The sequence below is a fragment of the Pseudonocardia tropica genome (genome assembly GCF_040105315.1).
Lineage (GTDB): Bacteria > Actinomycetota > Actinomycetes > Mycobacteriales > Pseudonocardiaceae > Pseudonocardia > Pseudonocardia alni.
In genome coordinates, this window is the sequence record NZ_JBEDNP010000009.1 from 158,944 (window position 1) to 179,412 (window position 20,469).

Sequence of the window (20,469 nt, forward strand, 5' to 3'; positions counted from 1 at the left end):
GTCGGGGTGTTCCGTGCCACCGTGACGACGTGCGCGACTTCCGGATCGAGATCCCCGACGCCGAGCTGGACGACCTGCGTGAGCGGCTCGCCCGCACCCGCTGGCCGGACCCGGCGACCGTCGACGGCTGGTCCCAGGGCGTCCCGCTCGACTACGCCCGCGAGCTGTGCGAGTACTGGCGCACCCGCTACGACTGGCGCCGCGTCGAGGCCGAGATCAATGCGTGGCCGCAGTACCGCACCGGCCTCGACGGCGGCGGCGACGACTCGGTCGAGATCCACGTGCTGCACGCCCGCTCGAAGCACCCGGACGCGATGCCGCTGCTGCTCACCCACGGCTGGCCGGGCTCGCTGGTCGAGTTCCTCGGCGTGCTGCCCGCACTGACCGACCCCGAGGATCCGGCCGACGCCTTCCACGTCGTCGTGCCGACGCTGCCCGGGTTCGGGTTCTCCGGCAAGCCCACGGCGACCGGGTGGGGGGTCGAGCGGATCGCCGTCGCCTGGGCGCAGCTGATGGACCGGCTCGGCTACGAGCGCTTCGCCGCGCAGGGCGGCGACTGGGGCTCGATGATCACCTCGGCGCTGGGGACCGCGGCCCCGGAGATGCTGTACGGCATCCACCTCACGATGGCACTGGCCCCCAAGCCCGACGACGCCGCCGAGCTCACCGCGCAGGAGAAGGCCGACATCCGCTTCTCCAAGGAGTTCTCCCGCTACGGCTCCGGCTACTCCGCCGAGCAGTCCACCCGTCCGCAGACCATCGGCTACGGGCTCGCCGACTCCCCCGCCGCGCAGTGCACCTGGATCGTGGAGAAGTTCTGGGACTGGACCGACTGCGCGGGCCACCCGGAGAACGTGATCAGCCGGGACCGGCTGCTGGACAACGTCATGCAGTACTGGCTGGGCTCGGCCGGCGCGTCGTCGGCGCGGATCTACTGGGAGAGCTTCGTCCGCCGCCGCCTCGACGACGTCGAGGTCCCGACCGGCGTCGCCCAGTTCCCGCACGAGATGGTGAAGCTCCCCCGGTCCTGGCTGGAGCGCCGCTACACCGACCTGCGCTGGTTCTCGCGTCCCGACGTCGGCGGGCACTTCCCGTCGCTGGAGCAGCCCGAGTCCTTCGTCGACGAGGTGCGGGGGTTCTTCCGGACCCTGCGCTGAGGTCTCAGACCACCAGCACGGACGCGGTGAACGCGTGCAGGTGGTTGCCCGGACCGACCGGTCCGATCTCCCCGGCGGCGAAGAAGCCGGCCACCCGGGGACCGGCCGCGTCGCCGGAGCCGCTCGCGTGCGGGTCGAGACCGACGCGCACGGCGTGGACGTCGTGGTCGGCGTCGCCGAACATGCCGGCGCCGCGGCCGTTGCAGGAGAACAGCAGCGCGCCCGCGGCCGGCGCGGCGCGGCGCACCGGGGCGAGCAGCTCGTGCAGGTCCTGGGCGGCACCCGCGGCGTCGCGGACCTGGAAGCGCACGGTGGTGCCGACCTCGACGACGTCGCCCGCGATGACGGCGCCGTCGCCGACGTCGACGGCCAGCACCGCGCGGACCAGGAAGTCCCCGCGGTCGTGGGACTCGGCGTACTCGTCGACGGCGACGCCCAGGTGCAGCCCGGTCAGCGCCTGCTGCTGCTCCTCGGGCGGCAGCGCGGTGACGATCTCGCGCAGCCGCTCCGCCGCGGGCCGCCCGGCGAGCTCGGCGATCCGGTTCTCCTCCGCGCGGGTGACGACCATCGGCGGCCCGATCGGGCGGCACCCCTGGCTGACGACGACCCGCGCGTCGGACGTGCCGCCGAGCAGCACCCCGACCGCGCCGCCGTGGTGCACCGTGCCGCCGGCGAACAGCCGGTCGACCCCGGGGCCGCCGGGCCCGCTGGCCAGGCCGCCGATCACCGGGAAGCCCGGGTTCGTCGACGCGAGCCGGTCCAGCACCCCGCTGACCGGGAACACGAACGGGTCGGCGAGCAGGACGGCGACGCGGTCGTCCTCGGCGGGCGGGACCAGGCCGCGCACGCCGATGGCGTCGCGGCCGTCCGGTCCGGCGCCGGGGCGGCGCTCGGCGACCGGGAAGATCGTCCGGACCCGGGTGCCGGGCAGCGACGCCGCCCAGACGGCGACGGCGGGCTCGCCCTCGACGCCGCGGCCGTCGGCCATCACGCCGTGCGCGGTGGTCCCGATCGTCGCGCCGGGCGCGGCGAGCTCCATCACCCGCAGCCCCGCGGCCTCGACCTCCTCGACGGGAGCGGCGGGCCCCGCACCGGGGCAGAGGAAGAACACCACGAGGTCCGGGACGACGCCGAGCGCCGCCAGCGCCTGCCCCGTCGCGACCTCCGCGGCCCCGACGAGATCCGGCCCGACGGCCAACCCGTCCCCGACCCGCACACGCCCGTCCGCACCCATGGCTCCCGACGCTACGTCAGCCGGCGGCTCGCACACGGGTTCGGGCGTCCCGCACGGGATCGGGACCCGTGGGGGACGCCGGTTCCCGTGCGGGACTCAGCGGCGGGGGGCGGGGACCCGGCCGGGGCGGGGCCAGAGGCGGTGGCGGGCGACGGCGTGGACGCGGGCGGGGCCCAGGGTGGTCGAGTCCGTGGACCCGAACGGGTTGTCGCCGCGGACGTGCCAGCCGTCGCCGTCGGGGTGCACGGCCCGCTTCACCGACAGCTGTCCGGGGCGGGACCCCCAGGTCACGAGGACGACGTCGCCGGACCGGACGGGTGCGCCGAACCGGACCAGCACGACGTCGCCGTCGGACAGGGCCGGGGACATCGAGGGCCCCCGCACCGTCACCCTCCGCAGGCGCATCGCGGACTCCCTCCAGAGTGGATCTCCCGTGACGTGGTCGTCCTGCCCGACCACCGTCGCGAGGGTAGGGTCGCCGATGCCAGAACGATCACCCCACCAGGGAGGACACTCATGCGGCTGTCCCGCATTCTCCGTCCGCGACTGGAGGCCACCGCGCACTGCGACCTCCCCTGCGGCGTGTACGACCCGGCCCAGGCCCGGATCGAGGCCGAGTCGGTCAAGGCGATCCAGGAGAAGTACCAGGGCAACGAGGACGTGGACTTCCGGTCCCGCGCCATCGAGATCAAGGAGCAGCGCTCCGACCTGGTCAAGCACCACCTGTGGGTGCTCTGGACCGACTACTTCAAGCCGCCGCACTTCGAGAAGTACCCGGAGCTGCACGAGCTGTTCAACAAGGCCACCAAGGCCGCCGGCGCGTCCGGCACCAAGGGCTCGAACGACCCGGCCACCGGCCAGGAGCTGCTCGACTACATCGCCCAGATCGACAAGATCTTCTGGGAGACCAAGCAGGCCGCCTGATCACAGGCTCTGAGACGGCGCTGACCAGCGGGAACCTTCTCCCGTCGGTCAGCGTCGTTCTCGTTGTCGGGTGGTCTCCGACGGCCCCACCACGGCCCAGGGGCGCCCTCGCCGGCCCCGCTCTCCCCCACACGCCCCGGCTGCGGTTCGAGTGCCATCCCGTCGGCCTGGCGCGGCCCGACCGCGCGGTCGTCCGTGAGCAGCCCCTCGACGCACACCGGCGGCCGACCGTCTACGACGAACACGCCCACGACGTCATCACCCGATCCCCCGCACCGGCACCCGGCCCCCGACCCGGTTCAAGGCCGACGGTGTCCGAGACCCGGCAACCGGCCAGGAGCGGTCACCGATCATCTGAAGCCGGCCCGTCGCGCATCATCCGAACCCGGACACACGCTTCGACCGCGTCTGCCGATGCACCGCCCGCAGGGCCCGACCCCACGAGAGCACCACTCGGGTCTTGACAGCTACCTGTCGTATCGACAGGATCCTGTCATGAAATCAGGGGCGGCGGCAGCGGGTACCGAACTCGTCCTGGACGTGTTCATGATCAATGGCCTACTCCTCGGTGCCGGCGACCGGCTGGCGGCTACCGAAGGTCTGACGTCCGCGCGCTGGCAGGTTCTGGGCGCGATCGCCCTCGCCGGCGAGCCTGCACCGGTCCCTCGCGTCGCCCGTCGGATGGGATTGACCCGGCAGAGCGTGCAAGCCTCGGTGAACCGGCTCGTTCATGACGGGATGCTCACCTCCGAGCCGAACCTCGATCATGCGCGCTCGCCGCTCTTCGGCCTGACCGACATCGGGACGGCGGCCTACGAGCGCCTCACCGCCATACAACAGGAGTGGATCGAAGGACTCGTGGCCGATCTGCCCGCCGCCGAGCTGCAGGCCGCGTCCCGCATCCTGCGGACCCTGTCCGTCCGCCTCGGGTTCGACACCGAGCCGGCTGCGCAGATCTCACGAACGACGAGAGGGGTTGCGACATGAAGTTCCGAGAGGTCGACCGGCAGGTCACGTACGCCGAACAGCTCGACGGCGACGAAGGGCCGATAGAGCTGATCAACCTCTTCACCATGGATATCGCCGATGTGGACCTCTTCCTGCGGGTCTGGAGCGATGACGCGGCGTTCATGAAGCGCCAGCCGGGCTTCGTCCGGACTCAGCTGCACCGCGGTACCGGCGGAAGCGCGACGTTCGTCAACATCGCCACCTGGGAGTCGGCAACCGCACTACGTACGGCCTTCACCTCGCCCGAGTTCCGCGCCGCGGTCGCCAGATACCCGCACAGCGTCGAAGCGGCGCCGCAGGTATGCACCCCGGTCGCGGTCCCCGGAATCTGCACGGCCTGATCGCCGGGGAGGTCGGCCGGGCGAACAGAACTGCGGGCAGCCGCCCGCAGACGGCCCGGAGTGAGCACGACCAGCGTCCGTGCGTGGTGCGACGGGTCGGCACTCGACCGGGCCCTGAGCCGGCTGGACCCGGCGGCCGCAGGCCGGCAGCGGGCGGGGACCCTGGTCCTGCGCTCGGACCGGCTCACCCCGGCGGGGCCGGCCGCCGCCGTGCCGGCCGCCGCCGACCGCCCGTCGTGACCCTCGGGGTCAGGATGACTCGTCGTCGTCGACGCGGCACCATCCCCGGCATGCGTACCCACGTCGCGCTGCTGCGCGGGATCAACGTCGGCGGCCACGGCAGAGTCCCGATGGCCGACCTGCGCCGGGCGCTCGGCGAGCGCGGCTGCGCCGACGTCGTCACCCACATCCAGTCCGGCAACGTCGCACTGACCAGCCCCGCGGGCGACGACGAGGTCGCCGCCACGGTCGGTGCGGTGCTGGTCGAGGAGTTCGGCGTCGAGCGCCCGGTGGTCGTGTTCGGCCGCGACGACTACCTCGCCGCGGTGGCGGCGAACCCGTACCCGGAGGTCACCGACGCGAAGCAGCTGCACGCCGTGTTCCGGTCCGACCCGGTGTCCGACGACGACCGCGAGCGGATCGCGGCCGCACTGGCGGCCGAGCGGGCGAAGGGCGGGCGGGGCGACGCCGTCGCCCGCGGGCGGGTGGTCTGGCTGCACCTGCCCGACGGACTGGGGCGCAGCGAGCTCGCCACCCGGCTGGCCGCCCGGACGAAGGGCGGCGGCCAGGGCGGGACGATGCGGAACCGGGCGACCGTGGAGAAGCTGGCCGAGCTCCTGGGCTGATCCGGACGCGCGACGGCGCCGCGGCCGCGTCCGGCCGGACGTGGCGCACGGCGCCGTCGACGGTGGATTCGAGCTGCCAGAACGATCCCCACCGCGTCGCCCGCATTCCTGCAAGTGACTTGCAGAAGGGTACATGTGGCGACTCGCTGCGTCCATGCGTGCGCGTCACCCGTCGCGGGTAGGCAGCAGTTGCTACATAGTGGCACGTGACCACGCGTGGCATCCCGCCGCGCGTCCCCACGAGGAGAGGACCCATGGCCGAGTACACGCTCCCGGACCTGCCCTACGACTACTCCGCGCTCGCCCCGCACATCGCGCCCGAAATCATGGAGCTCCACCACTCCAAGCACCACAACACCTACGTCCAGGGCCTCAACACCACCCTCGACAAGCTCGCCGAGGCCCGCGACAAGAACGACTTCGGCGCCGTCGTCGGACTCGAGAAGACCCTCGCGTTCAACCTCGGCGGCCACGTCAACCACACCGCCTTCTGGAACAACCTCTCCCCCGACGGCGGCGACAAGCCCACCGGCGACCTCGCCACCGCCATCGACGCCGACTTCGGCTCCTTCGACGGCTTCCAGGCCCACTTCACCGCCGCCGCCACCACCATCCAGGGCTCCGGCTGGGCCATCCTCGGCTACGACCAGCTCGGCGGCCGCCTGCTCATCCACCAGCTCTACGACCAGCAGTCCCAGCTCCCCGCAGGCCAGACCCCCATCGTCCTGCTCGACATGTGGGAGCACGCCTTCTACCTGCAGTACAAGAACGTCAAGCCCGACTACGTGAAGGCCTGGTGGAACGTCGTGAACTGGGCCGACGCCGCCGAGCGGTTCGCCGCCGCGAAGGGGTGAGCCTCCCCCGCACCGCCAGCGCGCCCCGTCCGGGATCCCCGGGCGGGGCGCCGTGCTCTCAGCGGTGCGCGCCCGGCCCGGTGACGCCGGTGGCGCGCAGCAGCAGGTGCATCGCCAGGTCGACCGAGCGCTCGCGGACGTCGGCGCGACCGCCGGGCAGCTGCGGGTCGCGCGCGATGACCTGGCCGTCGGCGGTGGTCACGCAGAAGCAGACGTAGCCGACGGGCTTGGCCCCGGTACCGCCGCCGGGGCCCGCGACGCCGGTGACACCGACGCCGACGTCCGCCCCGAACCGCGCCCGTGCACCGTCCGCCAGTGCCCGCGCGACCTCCGGCGACACGGCTCCGTGCGCCTCGATGAGCGCGGCGGGGACGTCGAGCAGCGCGGTCTTGGCCTCGTTCGAGTAGGCGACCACGCCCCCCGCGACGTAGGCCGACGACCCGGCCCGGTCGACGAGCCGCCCGGCCAGCAGCCCGCCGGTGCAGGACTCCCCGGTCGCGACCGTCCAGCCCTTCGCGCCCAGCGCCGCGGCGAGCAGCTCGTCGGTGGTGCTGCCGTCGTCGCTGACGAGTGCGCGGCGGTGGCGGTCGACGATGCGGGCGGCCAGCTCGCGGGCCACGGGCTCGGCGCCGGGCAGCGGGTGCAGGTCGACCTCCAGCTCCGAGCGTCGCAGGCAGGTGGTCACCTCCACCCCGGACACGTCGAGCTCGGCCTCCAGGTCGCGCAGCGTCTCGGCGATCTCGGACTCCGGCAGCCCGGCGAAGCGCAGGAGCGTGGCCTCCGCGCGGGGCACCCGGGTCAGCAGCTCCGCCACCGGGGCCGACTCCAGCGCGGCGGGCCACATGCCCTGCAGCTCGCGCGGCGGCCCCGGCAGCACGACGACGAGCGGCCCGCCCGGCCGCGTCACGGCCAGCCCCGGCGCGGTCCCGACCGGCTCGAGGACGCTCGCGCCGCGCGGCACCCTGGCCTGCTTGGCCGTCGCCGCGTCGAGCGCGGGCCCGGCCCAGCCGGCGCGGCTCGCCCAGCCGGCGACCCGGTCGTGGATCCGGCCCTGCAGCGCGGTGTCGACCTCCGTCTCCGCGCCCGCGAACCCGGCGACGACCTCGGCGGTCAGGTCGTCGGCGGTCGGCCCGAGCCCGCCCGAGGTGACGACGAGGTCGTCCGAGGCGACGAACTCCAGCGCCGAGCGCAGGTCCTCCGGGCGATCCCCCACCAGGAGGACCCGGGAGACGGCGAACCCGAGCTCGCCGAGGGCGCGCGCGACGAAGGGGCCGTTGGCGTCGGCGACGTGGCCGGTGAGCAGCTCGCTCCCGGTGACCAGGACCGACGCGGTGGGACGGGACTCGCTCATGATCCGAACCTACCCGCGCCGGGACGTCCGCACCCCGTCGCGCGCGGGGTCACCATCGGTGCAGGTCCGCGGCGTCGGGACGCCGTCCGGTGTGGACTCGCCACCCGTTCGGGTGATGACCGTGGGCGACACGCCCGGAACCGGACCACTCCGGCGTGTCGTCGCATCGCGAACGCCGCTCGTCGTGCCCCCGGACGGCCGTGGGCAACCGCACACAGCGGCCGCCGTCGTCACCCGTACGGCACACGATCGGGCGGCACGGCTCCGACCTGCGTCGACGCCGCCCGTCGCACCACATCCGGTGAACTCCGCGACCACGCACACGCATGGTGTCCGTTCTCCGGCAGCTGCGCACTCTCAGTGTGAGCACAGCGGGCGTACCCGACACTGTGTCCCATGTCAGGGATGTCTGCGCCGAACGACGCCGCGACCTGGGTCGGTGAACTGGACCGGCTCGGCCCGCTGCGTGATCTGCGGGTCGACCCGGCCTTCCACGCCGCCCGTCTGCTCGTCACCGTCGGTGGCACTCCGCAGGGCCAGGTGACCGTGCCGCTGCGTGGCGGTCGCGCGACGGTCGCGGAACTGCGGTCCGCGCTGATCACCCTGGGGTCACCCGAGCAGGTGGCCCCGGCGCCGGTCGCGGGCGCCCCGGTGACGGTGGTGATCGCGACCCGCAACCGGCCCGAGTCGCTGGCCCGCTGCCTGCGCGCGGTGCTCGCCTCCGACCACCCGGCACTGTCGGTCGTCGTGGTCGACAACGACCCGCCGGACGAGCTCACCCGCGACACCGTCGCCGCTGCCGGGTCCCCGCGGGTCCGCTACGTCCGCGAGCCCCGCCGGGGCGCGTCGGTCGGGCGCAACCGGGGTCTGGCCGAGGCCCGCACCGAGATCGTCGCCTTCACCGACGACGACACCGAGGTCGACCCCGCCTGGGCCTCGCGCATCGCCGGCGCCTTCGCCACCGACCCCGAGCTCGCCTGCGTCTCCGGCCCGGTGCTCGCCGCCCGCCTGGGCAGCCCCGAGGAGCGCGCCGCCGACGTCGCCCTGGCCTGGAACAAGGGCTTCACCCCGCGCCGGTTCACCCTCGCCGAACCCCCCGCGGACTCCCCGATCTTCCCGTTCGCCCCCGGGCTGTTCGGCATCGGCGCGAACCTCGCCGTGCGCGCCGGGGCCGCCCGCGCCGTCGGCGGCTTCGACGAGGCCATGGGCCCGGGCACCCCCACCCACGGCGGCGAGGACTGCGAGTTCCTCGTCCGCATGATCCTGGCCGGCCACGTGCTCGGCTACGCCCCGGGCGCCTACCTGTGGCACCACCACCGCCCCGACCAGGCCGCGCTGCGCAAGCAGATGGAGGGCTACGCCGTCGGGCTGGGCAGCTTCCTGGCCAAGGTGGCGCTGTCCCCGCAGGGCCGGTCGGTCGCGCTGCGCCGGCTCCCGGCGGCCGTCGCCCGGCTGCGCCACATCTCCGACCGCGAGGCCGGGGCCGGCGACGCGATGCCCGACGACGCCGACCAGACGCGCAACCGGGGCCTGCTGAACGGCCCGCGGGCCTACCTCCGGTCGCGCCGCGCGGTGCGGCGGGCCGGCGGAGCGGTGCCGCCGCTGATCGGGCCGGCGCGGGCCGGGACGACCGCCCCGCACAAGATCCTCGCGACCGGCGGCCACCCGGCCGTCACACCCGCCCGGCCGCAGGGCACCGGCGGGTACCCGGCGGTCGCGCCGGACCGGCCCCGGAGCACCGCACACCCGGCCGCCGCACCCGGGCGCCCGCAGGACACCGGCGGGTACCGGCCCGTCCCCGTCCGCACCGGCGGCCCGTACGGCGCCGGTCCCGCCCGGCGCGGCTGAGCCGCCGCGGGCCGGCGACCAGCCGTCGCGTCGTCGTGTCGAGAACCCCCAGGGTGCACTCCACCTCGGCCGCGAGATCGTCCGTTCGGGCGCCGTCGGCCGCGGCCACCCGGACGATCCGGTGACTCATCGTGAACGGCTTGCGCGCCGTGCACGCGATCACCGCGTCGATCCGCAGCTGGTCGCCGGCGCTCGGCTCGGCCCGGGAGTGCGCCGTCGTCGGCAGCAGCACGATCGTCGGACCGTGCGTGCCGAGCGCGTGCTGGGACGCCCCCGCGGCGCGGACGTGCTCCCTCCGGGCGTGCTCGCCGCACTGGTGGTAGACGGCGTGGTTGACGTGCCCGTTCACGTCCGTCTCGTAGCTGCGGACACCGATCCGTACCCCGAACGGCGGAGACTGCTCGACGCCCGTGGTCCACTCCCTGCCGGCTGCGCCGGACCACCCCGGGCAGCGCGCCCGACCGCGTCGCGGAACGTTTGTGCCACCCACGACCGCGGTCGTAGGGTGGGAGGCCGCGCTGACTAGGCTGGTGCGGAGGCAGCACGAGCGGTACGTCAAGCAACGGCGGCCGGTTGTCACTCACGGTGAGGTCGACGGCGCGTCCCGGAACGGACACGAGCACGTCGACGGCGCCGACGGCGACGACTCGCGAGGGAGCACGACACATGAGCAGTGAGACGCCCACCGGTGTGGGGGGAGACCAGGGCCCCGACGTCGGCGAGGTCGTCCGCTTCGAGGTGGTCGAGCACGGTGACGGCGCCGTCGTCGTCCACGTGCACGGCGAGATCGACACGATGACCGCGCCCGTGCTGAGCGCACGACTCGCCGAACGGATCGGCTCCGCGAGCCTGCTGGTGGTGGATCTGACCCGGGTCACGTTCCTCGGGTCGGCCGGGCTGGCGGCGCTCGTCGAGGGCAAGGAGAAGGCGGAGAACGCCGGCAGCCGGCTCCGGCTGGTCTGCGGCTCGCACGCCGTCACCCGCGCACTCGAGGCGACCAACCTGATGTCCCTGTTCGACGTGGCCGACGGCGTGCCGGAGGCGCTCCGCACGGCCTGACGACCCGGAGGCGTATGGGTGCCTGGTGGCCCCCGCGGTCTTCAACACCGACGTGGCCGAGCATCTCGGCCAGGCGGGTTCGATTCCCGTCCGCCTCCGCCGACCACCACCCCCGACGACCGGGACGACGAGCCCCACCGCGATGAGCATCCGGCACCTGGACGAGCTGTCCCCCACCTCGGGTGACGGCCCGTCCGGGGTGTCGGGGCTCGCGGCCGCGGTGCGCGAGGGACGGCTGAGCGCGGCCACGGTCGCCGAGCGGCTCCTCGCCACCCCCGACGACGCGGTCCCCGTGGGCGCCGGGCTGGTGATGGACCCCGGGCCGCTGCGCGCGGCCGCCGCGGCGCTCGACCGACGCACCGACCGGTTCGCCCTGCCGCTGGCGGGCGTCCCGGTGGTGGTCGAGGACGGCATCTCCGTCGCCGGGCGGGGGGACGAGATCGTGCGCAGGCTGCGGGCCGCGGGCGTACTCGTCGCCGGGCGGGTGCGGACCGCCGAGCACGACGTGGGCCTCGACGCCACCCCGGGCGGCCGGGCCACCGCCACCGTGGTCGCCTCCGGCGTCGTCCCCCTCGGGATCGGCGTGGACGGCGACGGCACCCTGCGCTGCGCGGCCGCCGCGCACGGGATCGCCGCACTCAAGCCGGGCCGCCGGGTGCTCCCGCTGCCCGACGCCGCCGAGCGGCGCTGGTGCGGGCTGGCCGAGCCGACCCTGCTCGCCGGGCGCGCGGAGGACCTCACCGCGGTACTCGACGCGCTCTCCCGCGGCACCGGCGGGCCGCCCGCGCCGTCGTCGGTGCTACGGCTCACCACCCCCGCCGGCACCGACCCCCGATCCGCCGCGGCGCCCGTCTCCTCGCTGGCCGCGTCGCTGCGCACCGGCCGCACCCGGCTCGCCGGGCCGGACTCGGCGTCCGCGGTGCACGCGGCGATCCGGCTGCTGCAGGACGCCGGGCTGGGCCTCGTCGCGGCCGACCCGCCGTACCGGGCCGTGCTGGTCGTGCACTCGGCCCGCCGCCGTCAGGCCGGGCTCGCCCGCCGGGTGGAGGACCTCGGCCTCGACCCCGCCGAGCTGCCGCGCAGCGCCCGCAGCCTCGTCCGGCGTGGCCGCCGCGTCCGGCGCCTGGGCGGGCTGCGTCCCGCGACGCCCGCGTCGTGGCGGCAGCGGATGGTCGGCTGGCTCGACGACGCCGGCGCCGAGGCCGGTCTGCTGCCCGCCCCGCCCGGGGCGTCCGGGGCCGGCTCCACCGGGGTGGCCGCGTGGAACCTGGCCGGTCTGCCGTCGGTGGTCGCGCCGGTGCACCGGCCCGGGGAGCACGGCTGCGTGCAGCTCGTGGGACGGCCCGGGTCGGAACGGCGGCTGCTCGCGACCGCCGCCCTGCTCGCCGGGGAATGATCCGCGGCCCGGTCCGGGCCGGCGTGCCGGCTCAGTCCGCGGGCGGGGACCAGACCCCGGTCGCGACGAACCGGTCGAGGGTCTCCGTGTAGGGCGCCAGGTCCATGCCCTGGGCGGCGACCCAGGCGTCGTCGTAGTAGCTGTGGCGGTAGCGCTCGCCGCCGTCGCACAGCAGGGTGACGACGCTGCCCGCGCGCCCGGCGCGCAGCATCTCCGCGACGACCTGGTAGACGCCCCACAGGTTGGTGCCGGTCGATCCGCCCGCCCACCGGCCGGTGCGGTCGCGCAGGTGGCGCGCGGCGGCGACGCTGGCCGCGTCGGGCACCGGGACCATCCGGTCGATCACCGACGGGACGAAGCTCGGCTCCATCCGGGGCCGCCCGATCCCCTCGATCCGCGACGCCGACCCGGTCGCGTACGCCGGGTCCCCCGCCGTCCAGCCGGGCAGGAACGCCGACCCCTCCGGGTCGACGACGGCCAGCCGGGTCGCGAGCCGCCGGTAGCGCAGGTAGCGGCCGATCGTGGCGGAGGTGCCCCCGGTCCCGGCCCCGACGACGATCCACTCCGGCACCGGGTGCGGCTCCTCGGCCAGCTGGGCCAGGATCGACTCGGCGATGTTGTTGTTGCCGCGCCAGTCGGTCGCGCGCTCGGCGTAGGTGAACTGGTCGAGGTAGTGCCCGCCGGTGGCCGCGGCGAGCCGCTCGGCCTCGGCGTAGACCTCACCGCCGTGGTCGACGAAGTGGCAGCGCCCGCCCTCCCGCTCGATCAGCGCGATCTTCTCCGGGCTGGTCGAGCGCGGCATGACCGCGACGAACGGCACCCCGAGCAGCCGGGCGAAGTACGCCTCGGAGACCGCCGTCGACCCGGAGCTGGCCTCGACGACCGTGGTGCCCTCGGTGATCCAGCCCGACGCGAGCGCGTAGAGGAACAGCGACCGGGCCAACCGGTGCTTGAGGCTGCCGGTGGGGTGCACCGACTCGTCCTTGAGGTAGACCTGCACGCCCCACCCGGCCGGCAGGTCCAGCACGTGCAGGTGGGTGTCGGCGGAGCGGTTCGCGTCGGCCTGGACACGGCGCACCGCCTCGTCGACCCAGGCGCGGGTACGGGCACAGGAACGGTCGACGGGCTGCACGCCCCGACCCTAGATCGGTCTCAGAGCCGGACCAGCCCGGTCCCCTCGGTCACGGTGCCGATCCGGGCCGCGTCGTACCCGCGCCCGCGCAGCCACGCGACGGCGGCGTCGCCGCGGCCGGGGGCGGCGCCGAACAGCAGCCCGCCGGAGGTCTGGGCGTCGGACAGGACCAGCAGGTCCTCCTCGCCCGCGGAGCCCGCGACGATCCGGTCGTCGATCCAGGCGCGGTTGCGCAGCGTGCCGCCGGGGACGACGCCGTCGGCGACCAGCTCCCGCACCCCGCCGAGCAGCGGCACCGCGGCGACGTCGACGTGGGCGTCCACCCCCGAGGCGACGGTCATCTTCGTGAGGTGCCCGAGCAGGCCGTAGCCGGTGACGTCGGTGCAGCCGGTGGCGCCCGCCCCGCGGGCGGCCGCGGCGGCGTCGTCGTTGGGGGTGGTCATGACGGCGACGGCGGCGTCGACGTCCGCGGGAACCCCGCGCTTCACCGCGGTGGTGGTCACGCCGATCCCGAGCGGCTTGGTCAGCACCAGCTCGTCGCCCGGGCGCAGGCCGGCGTTGGTCAGGACCCGGTCCGGGTGCACCTCCCCCACCACGGCGAGGCCGTACTTCGGCTCCGGGTCGTCGATCGTGTGCCCGCCGACGACGGCGAACCCGCACCGGCGCCCCACCCCGGCGCCGCCCTCCAGGACGGCGGCCAGCACGTCCGGCCCGAGCTGCTCGGACGGCCAGCAGACCAGGTTCAGCGCGAACAGCGGGGTGCCGCCCATGGCGTAGACGTCGGAGACGGCGTTGGTGGCGGCGATCGCGCCCCAGGTCCCCGGGTCGTCGACGATCGGGGTGAAGAAGTCGGTGGTCGCGACCAGCGCACGGTCCGCGGACAGCCGCCAGACCGCGGCGTCGTCGCCGGTGTCGGTGCCGACCAGCAGGTCCGGATGGGACGGGGGCGTGACCGCCGCCAGGACCTCCCCCAGCTGGGCCGGTCCGAGCTTGCAGCCGCAGCCCGCGCCGTGGCTGAACTCGGTGAGACGACGGACGACACCGGTGTCGGACATGCCCCCATCCTGGCAGCGTCGCTCCGTGATCGCCCGCGTCACACACCGTCGACCGCCGGGCTGCCGCCGTCCGCCGAACGGGGGCTGTCGGGCTGCGCCGGGGACACGGAGACTGACGCACCGTGAGCAGCTGCACGGGGGGTACGACGAGGTGACCGACGGTGTCACGGATGCCGGCGCCGAGGTGACGGCCGAGGACGTACGCGACGACGAGACGACCCGTTCCGGGAACGCGGTCCCCCCGGCCGGACCCGTTCCCGAGGCCGCGGTCCCTCCGACGACGGCCGCCGGACTGCCGCAGCGCGCCCCGCGCGGCGGCGACGGTGCCCGCAGCGTCGAGCACACCGTCGAGGACCTGGTGGGCCGCCTCGCCGCGGCCGAGCACGGCCGCGACGCCGCCGAGCGCCGTGCCGAGGCACTCGCCGCCGCCCTGGCGGACGCCCGGTCCCGGCCCGCGGAGACCTTCGGGATGCGCGCGGACAAGGTGCTGCGCATGGCCGAGCACGAGGCCGCGATGCGGCGGCGCACCGCCGAGACCGAGGCCGCGCAGCTGGTGGAGGCCGCCCGCGACGAGGCCGCCCGGATCGTCGACGACGCCCGTGCGGAGGTCGACCGGCTCCGTGCGGCCGGGGTGGCCGCGCGGCGGGACGGCGAGCTCGTCGCGGACACCGCGGCGTCGATGCACTCGCACGTGTCCGCGCTGCGCTCGTCGGTGCGCGAGGAGATCGCCCGGCTGCACGAGATCCTGGGGTCCGAGCTCGGCAGGCTCGACGCACCCGCCCGCGCCGCGCGGGGCGCCGACCAGGGCGAGCGTGTCCGGCGCCCGGTGGGCGGCCCGGCGCACGCGCTGCGGACCGGGGAGGCGCCCGGGGCCGACGGGGCCCCCACCGTCGACGCCGCCGCGGTCGAGGACCACGACGACGAGGCCGTCGACCTCCCGGCGGTGGTGCTGCCCGAGCAGCGGGAGCCGGAGCCGCCGGCCGACGCGGCCCCGGCGACCGGCACCGCCGCCACCACCGAGGGCGAGCAGCGGACGTCCTGACCCCGGGCCCCGGAGCGCGACGGCCCGGAGCACGGGACAGCGCGGTGTGACGGGGGTTACGGTGCGCCGGTGACCCCCGCCGAGCCCGACCCGCGCCGGCGCGTCCCCCGGACCGACGTCGTCCTGGCCGATCCGGCGCTGGCCGGGGCCGCCGCACGGCTGGGCCGCCCGCGGGTCAAGCGCGCCGTCGTCGCGGCGCAGCAGGACGCGCGGGCGGGCCGGATCACGCCGGAGGAGGTCGCCGCCGTCGCCGGGGCGGCGCTGCCCGCCGCCGCGACCGGGATCCGGGCGGTCCTCAACGCCAGCGGCGTCCTGCTGCACACCAACCTGGGCCGGGCGCCGCTCTCGGCCGCCGCCGTCGACGCGCTGGGGGTGGCCGCGGGCACCTGCGACGTCGAGCTGGACCTGGCCACCGGGCGGCGCGGGCCGCGCGGCACGGACGCGCTGGCCGCGCTGCGCGACGCCGTCCCGGGTGCGGGGGCGGCCTGGGTCGCGAACAACGGCGCCGCCGCCCTCGCGCTGGTCTGCGCCGCGCTCGCCGGCACCGGCCGCGAGGTCGTGGTCTCCCGCGGGCAGCTCGTCGAGATCGGCGACGGCTTCCGCATCCCCGAGCTGATCGAGTCCACCGGGGCCCGGCTCCGCCCGGTCGGCACCACCAACCGCACCCACCTGCGCGACTACGCCGGCGCGATCGGCCCGGACACCGCGTTCCTGCTGGTGGTGCACCCGTCGAACTTCGTGGTGACGGGGTTCGTCTCGGCCGTCGGGGTCCGGGAGCTGGCCGGGCTGGGGCCGCCGGTCGTCGTCGACATCGGGTCCGGGCTGCTGACCCCGCACCCGCTGCTGCCCGACGAGCCCGACGCCGCGGGCACCCTCGCCGACGGCGCCGACCTCGTCACCGCCTCCGGGGACAAGCTGCTCGGCGGACCGCAGGCCGGTCTGCTCCTCGGCGGCGGGGACCGCGGGGCCGCCCTGGTCGAGCGGGTGCGGCGCTTCCCGCTGGCCCGGGCGGTGCGCGTCGACAAGCTGACCCTCGCGGCGCTGGAGGCGTCGGTGGCCGGTCCGCCGACGCCCGTCCGGGAGTTCCTCGACGCCGACCCGGCGGCGCTGCGGGCGCGGGCCGGCGCGCTCGCCGCGGCCCTGGCCGCCGACGGGATCGACGCGACCGCGGCGGACACCGTCGCCGGGGTCGGCGGGGGCGGCGCGCCCGGGGTGGAGCTGCCCAGCGCCGCGGTCGCGCTGCCCGAGCGGTACGCGGCCGCGCTGCGCGCCGGTGACCCGCCGGTGCTGGGCCGGGTCGCCGACGGGCGCTGCCTGCTCGACCTGCGGGCGCTGCCGCCGTCGGCGGACGCGACGCTGGCCGGGGCCGTGCGCGCGGTGCCCGTGCGTCCGGGGGGCTGAGCCGTGCACGTGCTGTGCACCGCGGGCCACGTCGACCACGGCAAGTCCACGCTGGTCCGGGCGCTGACCGGGATGGAGCCCGACCGGTACGCCGAGGAACGCCGCCGCGGGATGACCATCGACCTAGGCTTCGCGTGGACCGAGGTGCCGGGGGCGGGCACGGTCGCGTTCGTCGACGTCCCCGGGCACGAACGCTTCGTCGCCACGATGCTCGCCGGGGCCGGCCCGGTCCCGGCGGCGCTGTTCGTCGTCGCCGCGGACGAGGGCTGGATGCCCCAGTCCGGGGAGCACGCCGACGCGCTCGCGGCCGCGGGCGTCACCGACGGACTGCTCGTGGTCACCCGCTCCGACCTGCTCGACCCCGAGCCGGCCCTCGACGACGCCCGGGCCGCGCTCGCCGCCCGCGGGCTCGGCGGCTGGCCCTCGGTCGCCGTCTCCGCCCGCACCGGCGCCGGTCTCGACGCGCTGCGCGGCGCGCTGGCCGCGCTCACCGCCCGGCTGCCCGCACCCGACCCGGACGGGCCCGTGCGGCTGTGGGTGGACCGGGCGTTCACCGTCCGCGGGGCCGGGACGGTCGTCACCGGCACGCTGCGCAGCGGCACCGTGCGCCCCGGTGACACCCTGGAGCTCGACGGCGCGGCCGGGCGGACACCGGTGACCGTGCGCGGGGTGCAGGAGCTCGGCGAGCCGGTCGACGCCGCCGTAGCGGTCGCGCGGGTCGCGCTCAACCTGCGGGGCGTCGCACGCGACCGGGTCGACCGCGGCGACGCGCTGCTCGGCCCGGGGGCGTGGCCGGTGACCGGGGAGGCCGACGTCCGGCTGCACGGGGTCGGTGGGCCGGTGCCGCCGCCGTCGTCGCCGGTCGGGCTGACCCTGCACGTCGGCTCGGCGGCCGTGCCGGTGCGGGTACGACCGCTCGGTCCCGGCCCGGCGGGCGGCGACCCGGTCGTGCGGCTGACCCCGGCGCGGCCGCTGCCGCTGCGGATCGGGGACCGGGCGGTGCTGCGTGATCCGGGTGCCGGGCGGATCGTGGCCGGGGTGACGGTGCTGGATCCGGCACCGCCGCCGTTGCGCAGGCGCGGCGCGGCCCGCCGCCGGGCCGACGAGCTCGCACGGGTCGGTGCCGTCCCCGACGCCGACGCCGAGCTCGCCCGGCGCGGCACCGTCCGGGCCGACGACCTGGTGCGCTGGGGTGTGCCCGCAGGGGAGGTGGCCGCGCTCGCGGCCCGGGTCCCCGGCGCGGCGGGCCGGTTGCTGCACCCGGCCACCGCCGCGTCGGCGGCCGCCGCACTGGCCGTCGCCGTCGCGGCGCACGACGCCGAGGACCCCCTCGACCCCGGGCTGCCGCTCGCCGCGGCCCGGCGCGCCGCGGGGCTGGCGGACGTCGCGCTGGTGGAGACCGTGCTGTCCGCCGTCGACGGGGCCGGTCTCGTCCTGCGCGACGGGCGGGTGCGGGCCGCCGCGGACACCGGCCCGCCCGCCGCCCTGCGCGACGCCGCGGCCCGGGTGCGCGCCGACCTCGCCGGGGCCCCGTTCGCCGCGCCGGGGGCGGCCCGGCTCGCGGAGCTGGGGCTCGGGCCGCGGGAGCTGGCGGTGCTCGACCGCGCCGGGGAGCTGCTGCGGGTGGCCCCGGAGGTCGTGCTCGGCCCCGACGCGCCGGAGCGGGCGGTCGCCGCGCTCGGCGGGCTCGACGGCGCGTTCACCGTCTCCGCCGCCCGGGAGGTGCTCGGCAGCAGCCGCCGCGTCGTCGTGCCGCTGCTGGAGCTGCTGGCCCGCAGGGGCCTCACAGTGCGGATGCCCGACGGGACACACCGCCTGCGCTGAGCGGGCTCCGAGTGGCGACGCCGTGCCGCGGTGCCTACCGTCGACCCAATGACCGACCCCCGTCCGCCCGCCGCCGGCACCACCGACGGCTCGGGCGGGACGTCACCCGATGTCACCGACACCTGCGACGGGCTGCGGCTGGAGACCTCCCGGCCCGCGGACGGGACGGTCGTCGTCGCCGTGACCGGTGAGCTGGACATGCTGACCGCGCCGGAGCTGCGGCACGCGGTGGCCGAGCAGATCTCCGCGGCCTCGCTGGTCGTGCTGGACCTCGACGGGGTCCGTTTCCTCGGCACCTCCGGGCTGGCGGCGCTGATCGAGCTGCGGGAGCAGGCCCACCGGGCCGGGGTCGAGCTGCGTCTGGCGTGCACCGAGCGGCGTGTCCTGCGCCCGATCGGTATCGCCGGGCTGCACCATCTGTTCGACATCCACGACGATGTGCAGGCCGCACTCGACTCCTGAGAAAGTGACCTGAGTCACATCTCGTGATGCCCGGATCGGCCCGTCATCGCGGCGCAGCTCGCGGCGCGGAGGCGCGTGGCGGTGTCGTGAACAGGGGCGATGTCCGGCCCGTCCGACCGCGCGACCGGCCCCGGCCACCTCGCACGGCCCGTCGCTAGCACCGATCCCGACTTCGCGCAGGTTTGATCTCGAACCCCCTCGGGAACCGGGGTGAGGAGCCAACCCGGTCCTCCCGGGCCCCGAGCGACGAGGTGAGCACGTGAGCGACGTTTCCCGGCTTCCCGGCCCGATGGACGACGTGTGGCAGTGGCAGCGACTGGGTGCGTGCCGCGGCATGGACAGCGCCGTGTTCTTCCACCCCGACGGGGAGCGCAACCCCTCCCGGTCGCGTCGCACCGAGCGCGCGAAGCAGGTCTGCCGGGGATGTCCCGTGCTGCAGGAGTGTCGCCGCTTCGCGCTGGCCAGCCGCGAGCCGTTCGGCGTGTGGGGCGGGCTGGGCGAGTCCGAGCGACGCGCCATCATCGAGCGTCGCGACGCGGAGCGCATCGTCGCCGAGCAGGGCCCCGGTCTCGCCGCCGTCGTCTGACGGGCCACGTACGACGGATCACCGATCCGGCACGGCCCGCCCGGGATCCGGGCGGGCCGTCGTGCTGTCCGGCCGTCCTGCCGCACGGCCGGGTGTCAGACCGCCGAGGGCAGTGCCTCCGGCTCGGTGACCTCCTCCGCGACGGGCCCGGCGGGCCGGTAGGGCAGCACCGGCAGGCCGTAGACGCGGGCGACGCGGCGCACCGCGCGGCGGACCACCTCGAGCTCCGGGTCGTTCACCGGTCCGGCGGCGGCCGGGGCCACGCACCAGGTGTCGTCGTCGGGGTCGAACCCGACCAGCTCCGAGAGCGCCGCGACGAGGTCCGCCTCGTCGCCGTCCTGCACCGCCCAGCGCAGCCCGAGCCGGTGCACCCGCACCCGCTCGACCGGCAACGCCTCCACCGGCACGTCCTCGGTGTCGTCCTCGGCCGCCAGCAGCTCCCGCGCCTCGGCCGGTGTCAGCGGGCGCCGCGTGGGGGCCGGGTCGTCCCGCACGACCAGCAGGTCGGTCTCCCCCGCCGCACCGGAGAGCGCCGCGAGCGGGCCCCCTGCACGGGCGGACTCCGCCGCGGTCAGTGCCACCGCGACCAGCCTCCGCGGTCGCGTCGTCCCCAGCCCCACGCTCGCCCCCGTCGATCCCACACGCCGTCGTCCGTCGAGTACAACGCCCGGATCCCCGATTCGGCCGCCGATTACCCACCCGGACGGACGAGTGGGGTCACCCGGTCCACGAGCGGGAGACGACCCCCTGTCCGGAACCCGTGGACGGCGCCGACCGCAACACCGCCGTGACCTCGGCCCGCCCACCGGTAGCGCGTATGGGCCGGACGGTCGAACGGCGCAGGCCGACCGCCGAGCGGGGCACCGCCGGTGAGCGGTCGCCCCGGACGGTCGAACCCGGACGCCCGACGCGGCCGGAGCGGTCGGCCCGATGGGTCGGTGCGGCCGGTC

The 20,469-nt window shown here is 76.2% G+C and carries 21 protein-coding genes, 1 tRNA gene and 1 pseudogene; 16 read left to right on the forward strand and 7 right to left on the reverse strand.

What is annotated here, in order from left to right; genetic code table 11:
• Positions 1 to 29 precede the first annotated feature (29 nt).
• On the forward strand, positions 30 to 1,157 hold the full coding sequence (locus WHI96_RS16625; protein WP_345646093.1) for an epoxide hydrolase family protein: 1,128 nt from the start codon (positions 30 to 32) through the stop codon (positions 1,155 to 1,157).
• 4 nt (positions 1,158 to 1,161) lie between these two features.
• Here WHI96_RS16625 and WHI96_RS16630 read toward each other — a convergent pair whose 3' ends face one another.
• Both WHI96_RS16630 and WHI96_RS16635 read right to left on the reverse strand, forming a co-directional pair.
• On the reverse strand, positions 1,162 to 2,391 hold the full coding sequence (locus tag WHI96_RS16630; RefSeq protein ID WP_345646090.1) for an FIST signal transduction protein: 1,230 nt from the start codon (positions 2,389 to 2,391) through the stop codon (positions 1,162 to 1,164).
• Positions 2,392 to 2,487: 96 nt separating this feature from the next.
• A complete protein-coding gene (locus WHI96_RS16635; RefSeq protein ID WP_345646087.1) occupies positions 2,488 to 2,955 on the reverse strand; it encodes a S24/S26 family peptidase in 468 nt (155 codons plus the stop codon).
• On the opposite strand from WHI96_RS16635, the gene sodN reads away from it, so the two are divergent.
• The 6 genes from sodN (at position 2,908) to WHI96_RS16665 (ending at position 6,363) form a co-directional block, all read left to right on the forward strand.
• The gene (gene sodN, locus WHI96_RS16640) at positions 2,908 to 3,315 is read left to right on the forward strand and encodes a superoxide dismutase, Ni (protein ID WP_345646084.1); all 408 of its coding nucleotides are present in this window, start codon (positions 2,908 to 2,910) and stop codon (positions 3,313 to 3,315) included. The genes WHI96_RS16635 and sodN overlap by 48 nt on opposite strands.
• A 495-nt stretch (positions 3,316 to 3,810) precedes the next feature.
• Positions 3,811 to 4,302, forward strand: a complete 492-nt coding sequence (locus WHI96_RS16645) for a MarR family winged helix-turn-helix transcriptional regulator (protein WP_345646081.1) — start codon at positions 3,811 to 3,813, stop codon at positions 4,300 to 4,302.
• Positions 4,299 to 4,664 carry an antibiotic biosynthesis monooxygenase family protein gene (locus WHI96_RS16650; protein ID WP_345646079.1) on the forward strand — a complete coding sequence of 122 codons (366 nt, stop codon included), beginning with the start codon at positions 4,299 to 4,301 and terminating at the stop codon, positions 4,662 to 4,664. The genes WHI96_RS16645 and WHI96_RS16650 overlap by 4 nt, the downstream gene beginning before the upstream one ends.
• A 60-nt stretch (positions 4,665 to 4,724) precedes the next feature.
• Positions 4,725 to 4,904: a hypothetical protein gene (locus tag WHI96_RS16655; protein WP_345646076.1), complete on the forward strand. Its 180-nt coding sequence runs from the start codon at positions 4,725 to 4,727 to the stop codon at positions 4,902 to 4,904.
• Positions 4,905 to 4,954: 50 nt separating this feature from the next.
• On the forward strand, positions 4,955 to 5,509 hold the full coding sequence (locus WHI96_RS16660; protein WP_345646073.1) for a DUF1697 domain-containing protein: 555 nt from the start codon (positions 4,955 to 4,957) through the stop codon (positions 5,507 to 5,509).
• 254 nt (positions 5,510 to 5,763) lie between these two features.
• A complete protein-coding gene (locus WHI96_RS16665) occupies positions 5,764 to 6,363 on the forward strand; it encodes a superoxide dismutase (RefSeq protein ID WP_349302401.1) in 600 nt (199 codons plus the stop codon).
• Between the two features lie 58 nt (positions 6,364 to 6,421).
• On the opposite strand, the gene WHI96_RS16670 is transcribed toward WHI96_RS16665, so the two are convergent.
• Entirely contained in the window at positions 6,422 to 7,714 is a 1,293-nt protein-coding gene (locus WHI96_RS16670; protein WP_345645620.1) for a competence/damage-inducible protein A, read from the reverse strand.
• Positions 7,715 to 8,119: 405 nt separating this feature from the next.
• On the opposite strand from WHI96_RS16670, the gene WHI96_RS16675 reads away from it, so the two are divergent.
• Entirely contained in the window at positions 8,120 to 9,562 is a 1,443-nt protein-coding gene (locus tag WHI96_RS16675) for a glycosyltransferase family 2 protein (RefSeq protein WP_349302402.1), read from the forward strand.
• Positions 9,563 to 9,578: 16 nt separating this feature from the next.
• Here WHI96_RS16675 and WHI96_RS27880 read toward each other — a convergent pair.
• Positions 9,579 to 10,142: pseudogene (locus tag WHI96_RS27880) on the reverse strand (acyl-CoA thioesterase); the annotation flags it as partial.
• An 86-nt stretch (positions 10,143 to 10,228) separates the two neighbouring features.
• Here WHI96_RS27880 and WHI96_RS16680 point away from each other — a divergent pair.
• The 3 genes from WHI96_RS16680 (at position 10,229) to WHI96_RS16690 (ending at position 12,017) form a co-directional block, all read left to right on the forward strand.
• Positions 10,229 to 10,621, forward strand: coding sequence for an STAS domain-containing protein (locus tag WHI96_RS16680; RefSeq protein ID WP_345640270.1), 393 nt, complete (start codon positions 10,229 to 10,231; stop codon positions 10,619 to 10,621).
• A 6-nt stretch (positions 10,622 to 10,627) separates the two neighbouring features.
• A tRNA-Sec gene (locus WHI96_RS16685) sits at positions 10,628 to 10,720 on the forward strand.
• 43 nt (positions 10,721 to 10,763) lie between these two features.
• Entirely contained in the window at positions 10,764 to 12,017 is a 1,254-nt protein-coding gene (locus WHI96_RS16690; protein WP_345640268.1) for an amidase family protein, read from the forward strand.
• Between the two features lie 31 nt (positions 12,018 to 12,048).
• On the opposite strand, the gene cds1 is transcribed toward WHI96_RS16690, so the two are convergent.
• Both cds1 and selD read right to left on the reverse strand, forming a co-directional pair.
• Positions 12,049 to 13,149 (reverse strand): L-cysteine desulfhydrase Cds1, encoded by a 1,101-nt coding sequence (gene cds1, locus WHI96_RS16695; protein WP_345640266.1) that lies wholly within the window; start codon positions 13,147 to 13,149, stop codon positions 12,049 to 12,051.
• Between the two features lie 20 nt (positions 13,150 to 13,169).
• Entirely contained in the window at positions 13,170 to 14,204 is a 1,035-nt protein-coding gene (selD, locus tag WHI96_RS16700) for a selenide, water dikinase SelD (RefSeq protein WP_345640264.1), read from the reverse strand.
• Between the two features lie 151 nt (positions 14,205 to 14,355).
• On the opposite strand from selD, the gene WHI96_RS16705 reads away from it, so the two are divergent.
• From WHI96_RS16705 to WHI96_RS16725, 5 genes are all read left to right on the forward strand, one after another.
• Positions 14,356 to 15,246 carry a hypothetical protein gene (locus WHI96_RS16705; protein ID WP_345640260.1) on the forward strand — a complete coding sequence of 297 codons (891 nt, stop codon included), beginning with the start codon at positions 14,356 to 14,358 and terminating at the stop codon, positions 15,244 to 15,246.
• A 69-nt stretch (positions 15,247 to 15,315) separates the two neighbouring features.
• On the forward strand, positions 15,316 to 16,647 hold the full coding sequence (gene selA, locus WHI96_RS16710) for an L-seryl-tRNA(Sec) selenium transferase (RefSeq protein WP_345640257.1): 1,332 nt from the start codon (positions 15,316 to 15,318) through the stop codon (positions 16,645 to 16,647).
• Between the two features lie 3 nt (positions 16,648 to 16,650).
• Positions 16,651 to 18,471, forward strand: coding sequence for a SelB domain-containing protein (locus tag WHI96_RS16715; RefSeq protein ID WP_349302403.1), 1,821 nt, complete (start codon positions 16,651 to 16,653; stop codon positions 18,469 to 18,471).
• A 48-nt stretch (positions 18,472 to 18,519) separates the two neighbouring features.
• The gene (locus WHI96_RS16720; protein ID WP_062400770.1) at positions 18,520 to 18,933 is read left to right on the forward strand and encodes an STAS domain-containing protein; all 414 of its coding nucleotides are present in this window, start codon (positions 18,520 to 18,522) and stop codon (positions 18,931 to 18,933) included.
• Between the two features lie 259 nt (positions 18,934 to 19,192).
• Positions 19,193 to 19,519 (forward strand): WhiB family transcriptional regulator, encoded by a 327-nt coding sequence (locus WHI96_RS16725; protein WP_060710891.1) that lies wholly within the window; start codon positions 19,193 to 19,195, stop codon positions 19,517 to 19,519.
• Between the two features lie 95 nt (positions 19,520 to 19,614).
• Here WHI96_RS16725 and WHI96_RS16730 read toward each other — a convergent pair whose 3' ends face one another.
• Positions 19,615 to 20,100 (reverse strand): hypothetical protein, encoded by a 486-nt coding sequence (locus WHI96_RS16730; RefSeq protein ID WP_345645800.1) that lies wholly within the window; start codon positions 20,098 to 20,100, stop codon positions 19,615 to 19,617.
• Positions 20,101 to 20,469: the final 369 nt, after the last annotated feature.

Coding starts and splice junctions, on each gene's coding strand:
- selD (WP_345640264.1), bottom strand. CDS start 14,204: ATGTCCGACACCGGTGTCGTCCGTCGTCTCACCGAGTTCAGCCACGGC.
- WHI96_RS16670 (WP_345645620.1), bottom strand. CDS start 7,714: ATGAGCGAGTCCCGTCCCACCGCGTCGGTCCTGGTCACCGGGAGCGAG.
- WHI96_RS16675 (WP_349302402.1), top strand. CDS start 8,120: ATGTCTGCGCCGAACGACGCCGCGACCTGGGTCGGTGAACTGGACCGG.
- WHI96_RS16660 (WP_345646073.1), top strand. CDS start 4,955: ATGCGTACCCACGTCGCGCTGCTGCGCGGGATCAACGTCGGCGGCCAC.
- sodN (WP_345646084.1), top strand. CDS start 2,908: ATGCGGCTGTCCCGCATTCTCCGTCCGCGACTGGAGGCCACCGCGCAC.
- WHI96_RS16690 (WP_345640268.1), top strand. CDS start 10,764: ATGAGCATCCGGCACCTGGACGAGCTGTCCCCCACCTCGGGTGACGGC.
- WHI96_RS16650 (WP_345646079.1), top strand. CDS start 4,299: ATGAAGTTCCGAGAGGTCGACCGGCAGGTCACGTACGCCGAACAGCTC.
- WHI96_RS16665 (WP_349302401.1), top strand. CDS start 5,764: ATGGCCGAGTACACGCTCCCGGACCTGCCCTACGACTACTCCGCGCTC.
- WHI96_RS16680 (WP_345640270.1), top strand. CDS start 10,229: ATGAGCAGTGAGACGCCCACCGGTGTGGGGGGAGACCAGGGCCCCGAC.
- WHI96_RS16630 (WP_345646090.1), bottom strand. CDS start 2,391: ATGGGTGCGGACGGGCGTGTGCGGGTCGGGGACGGGTTGGCCGTCGGG.
- WHI96_RS16720 (WP_062400770.1), top strand. CDS start 18,520: ATGACCGACCCCCGTCCGCCCGCCGCCGGCACCACCGACGGCTCGGGC.
- WHI96_RS16645 (WP_345646081.1), top strand. CDS start 3,811: ATGAAATCAGGGGCGGCGGCAGCGGGTACCGAACTCGTCCTGGACGTG.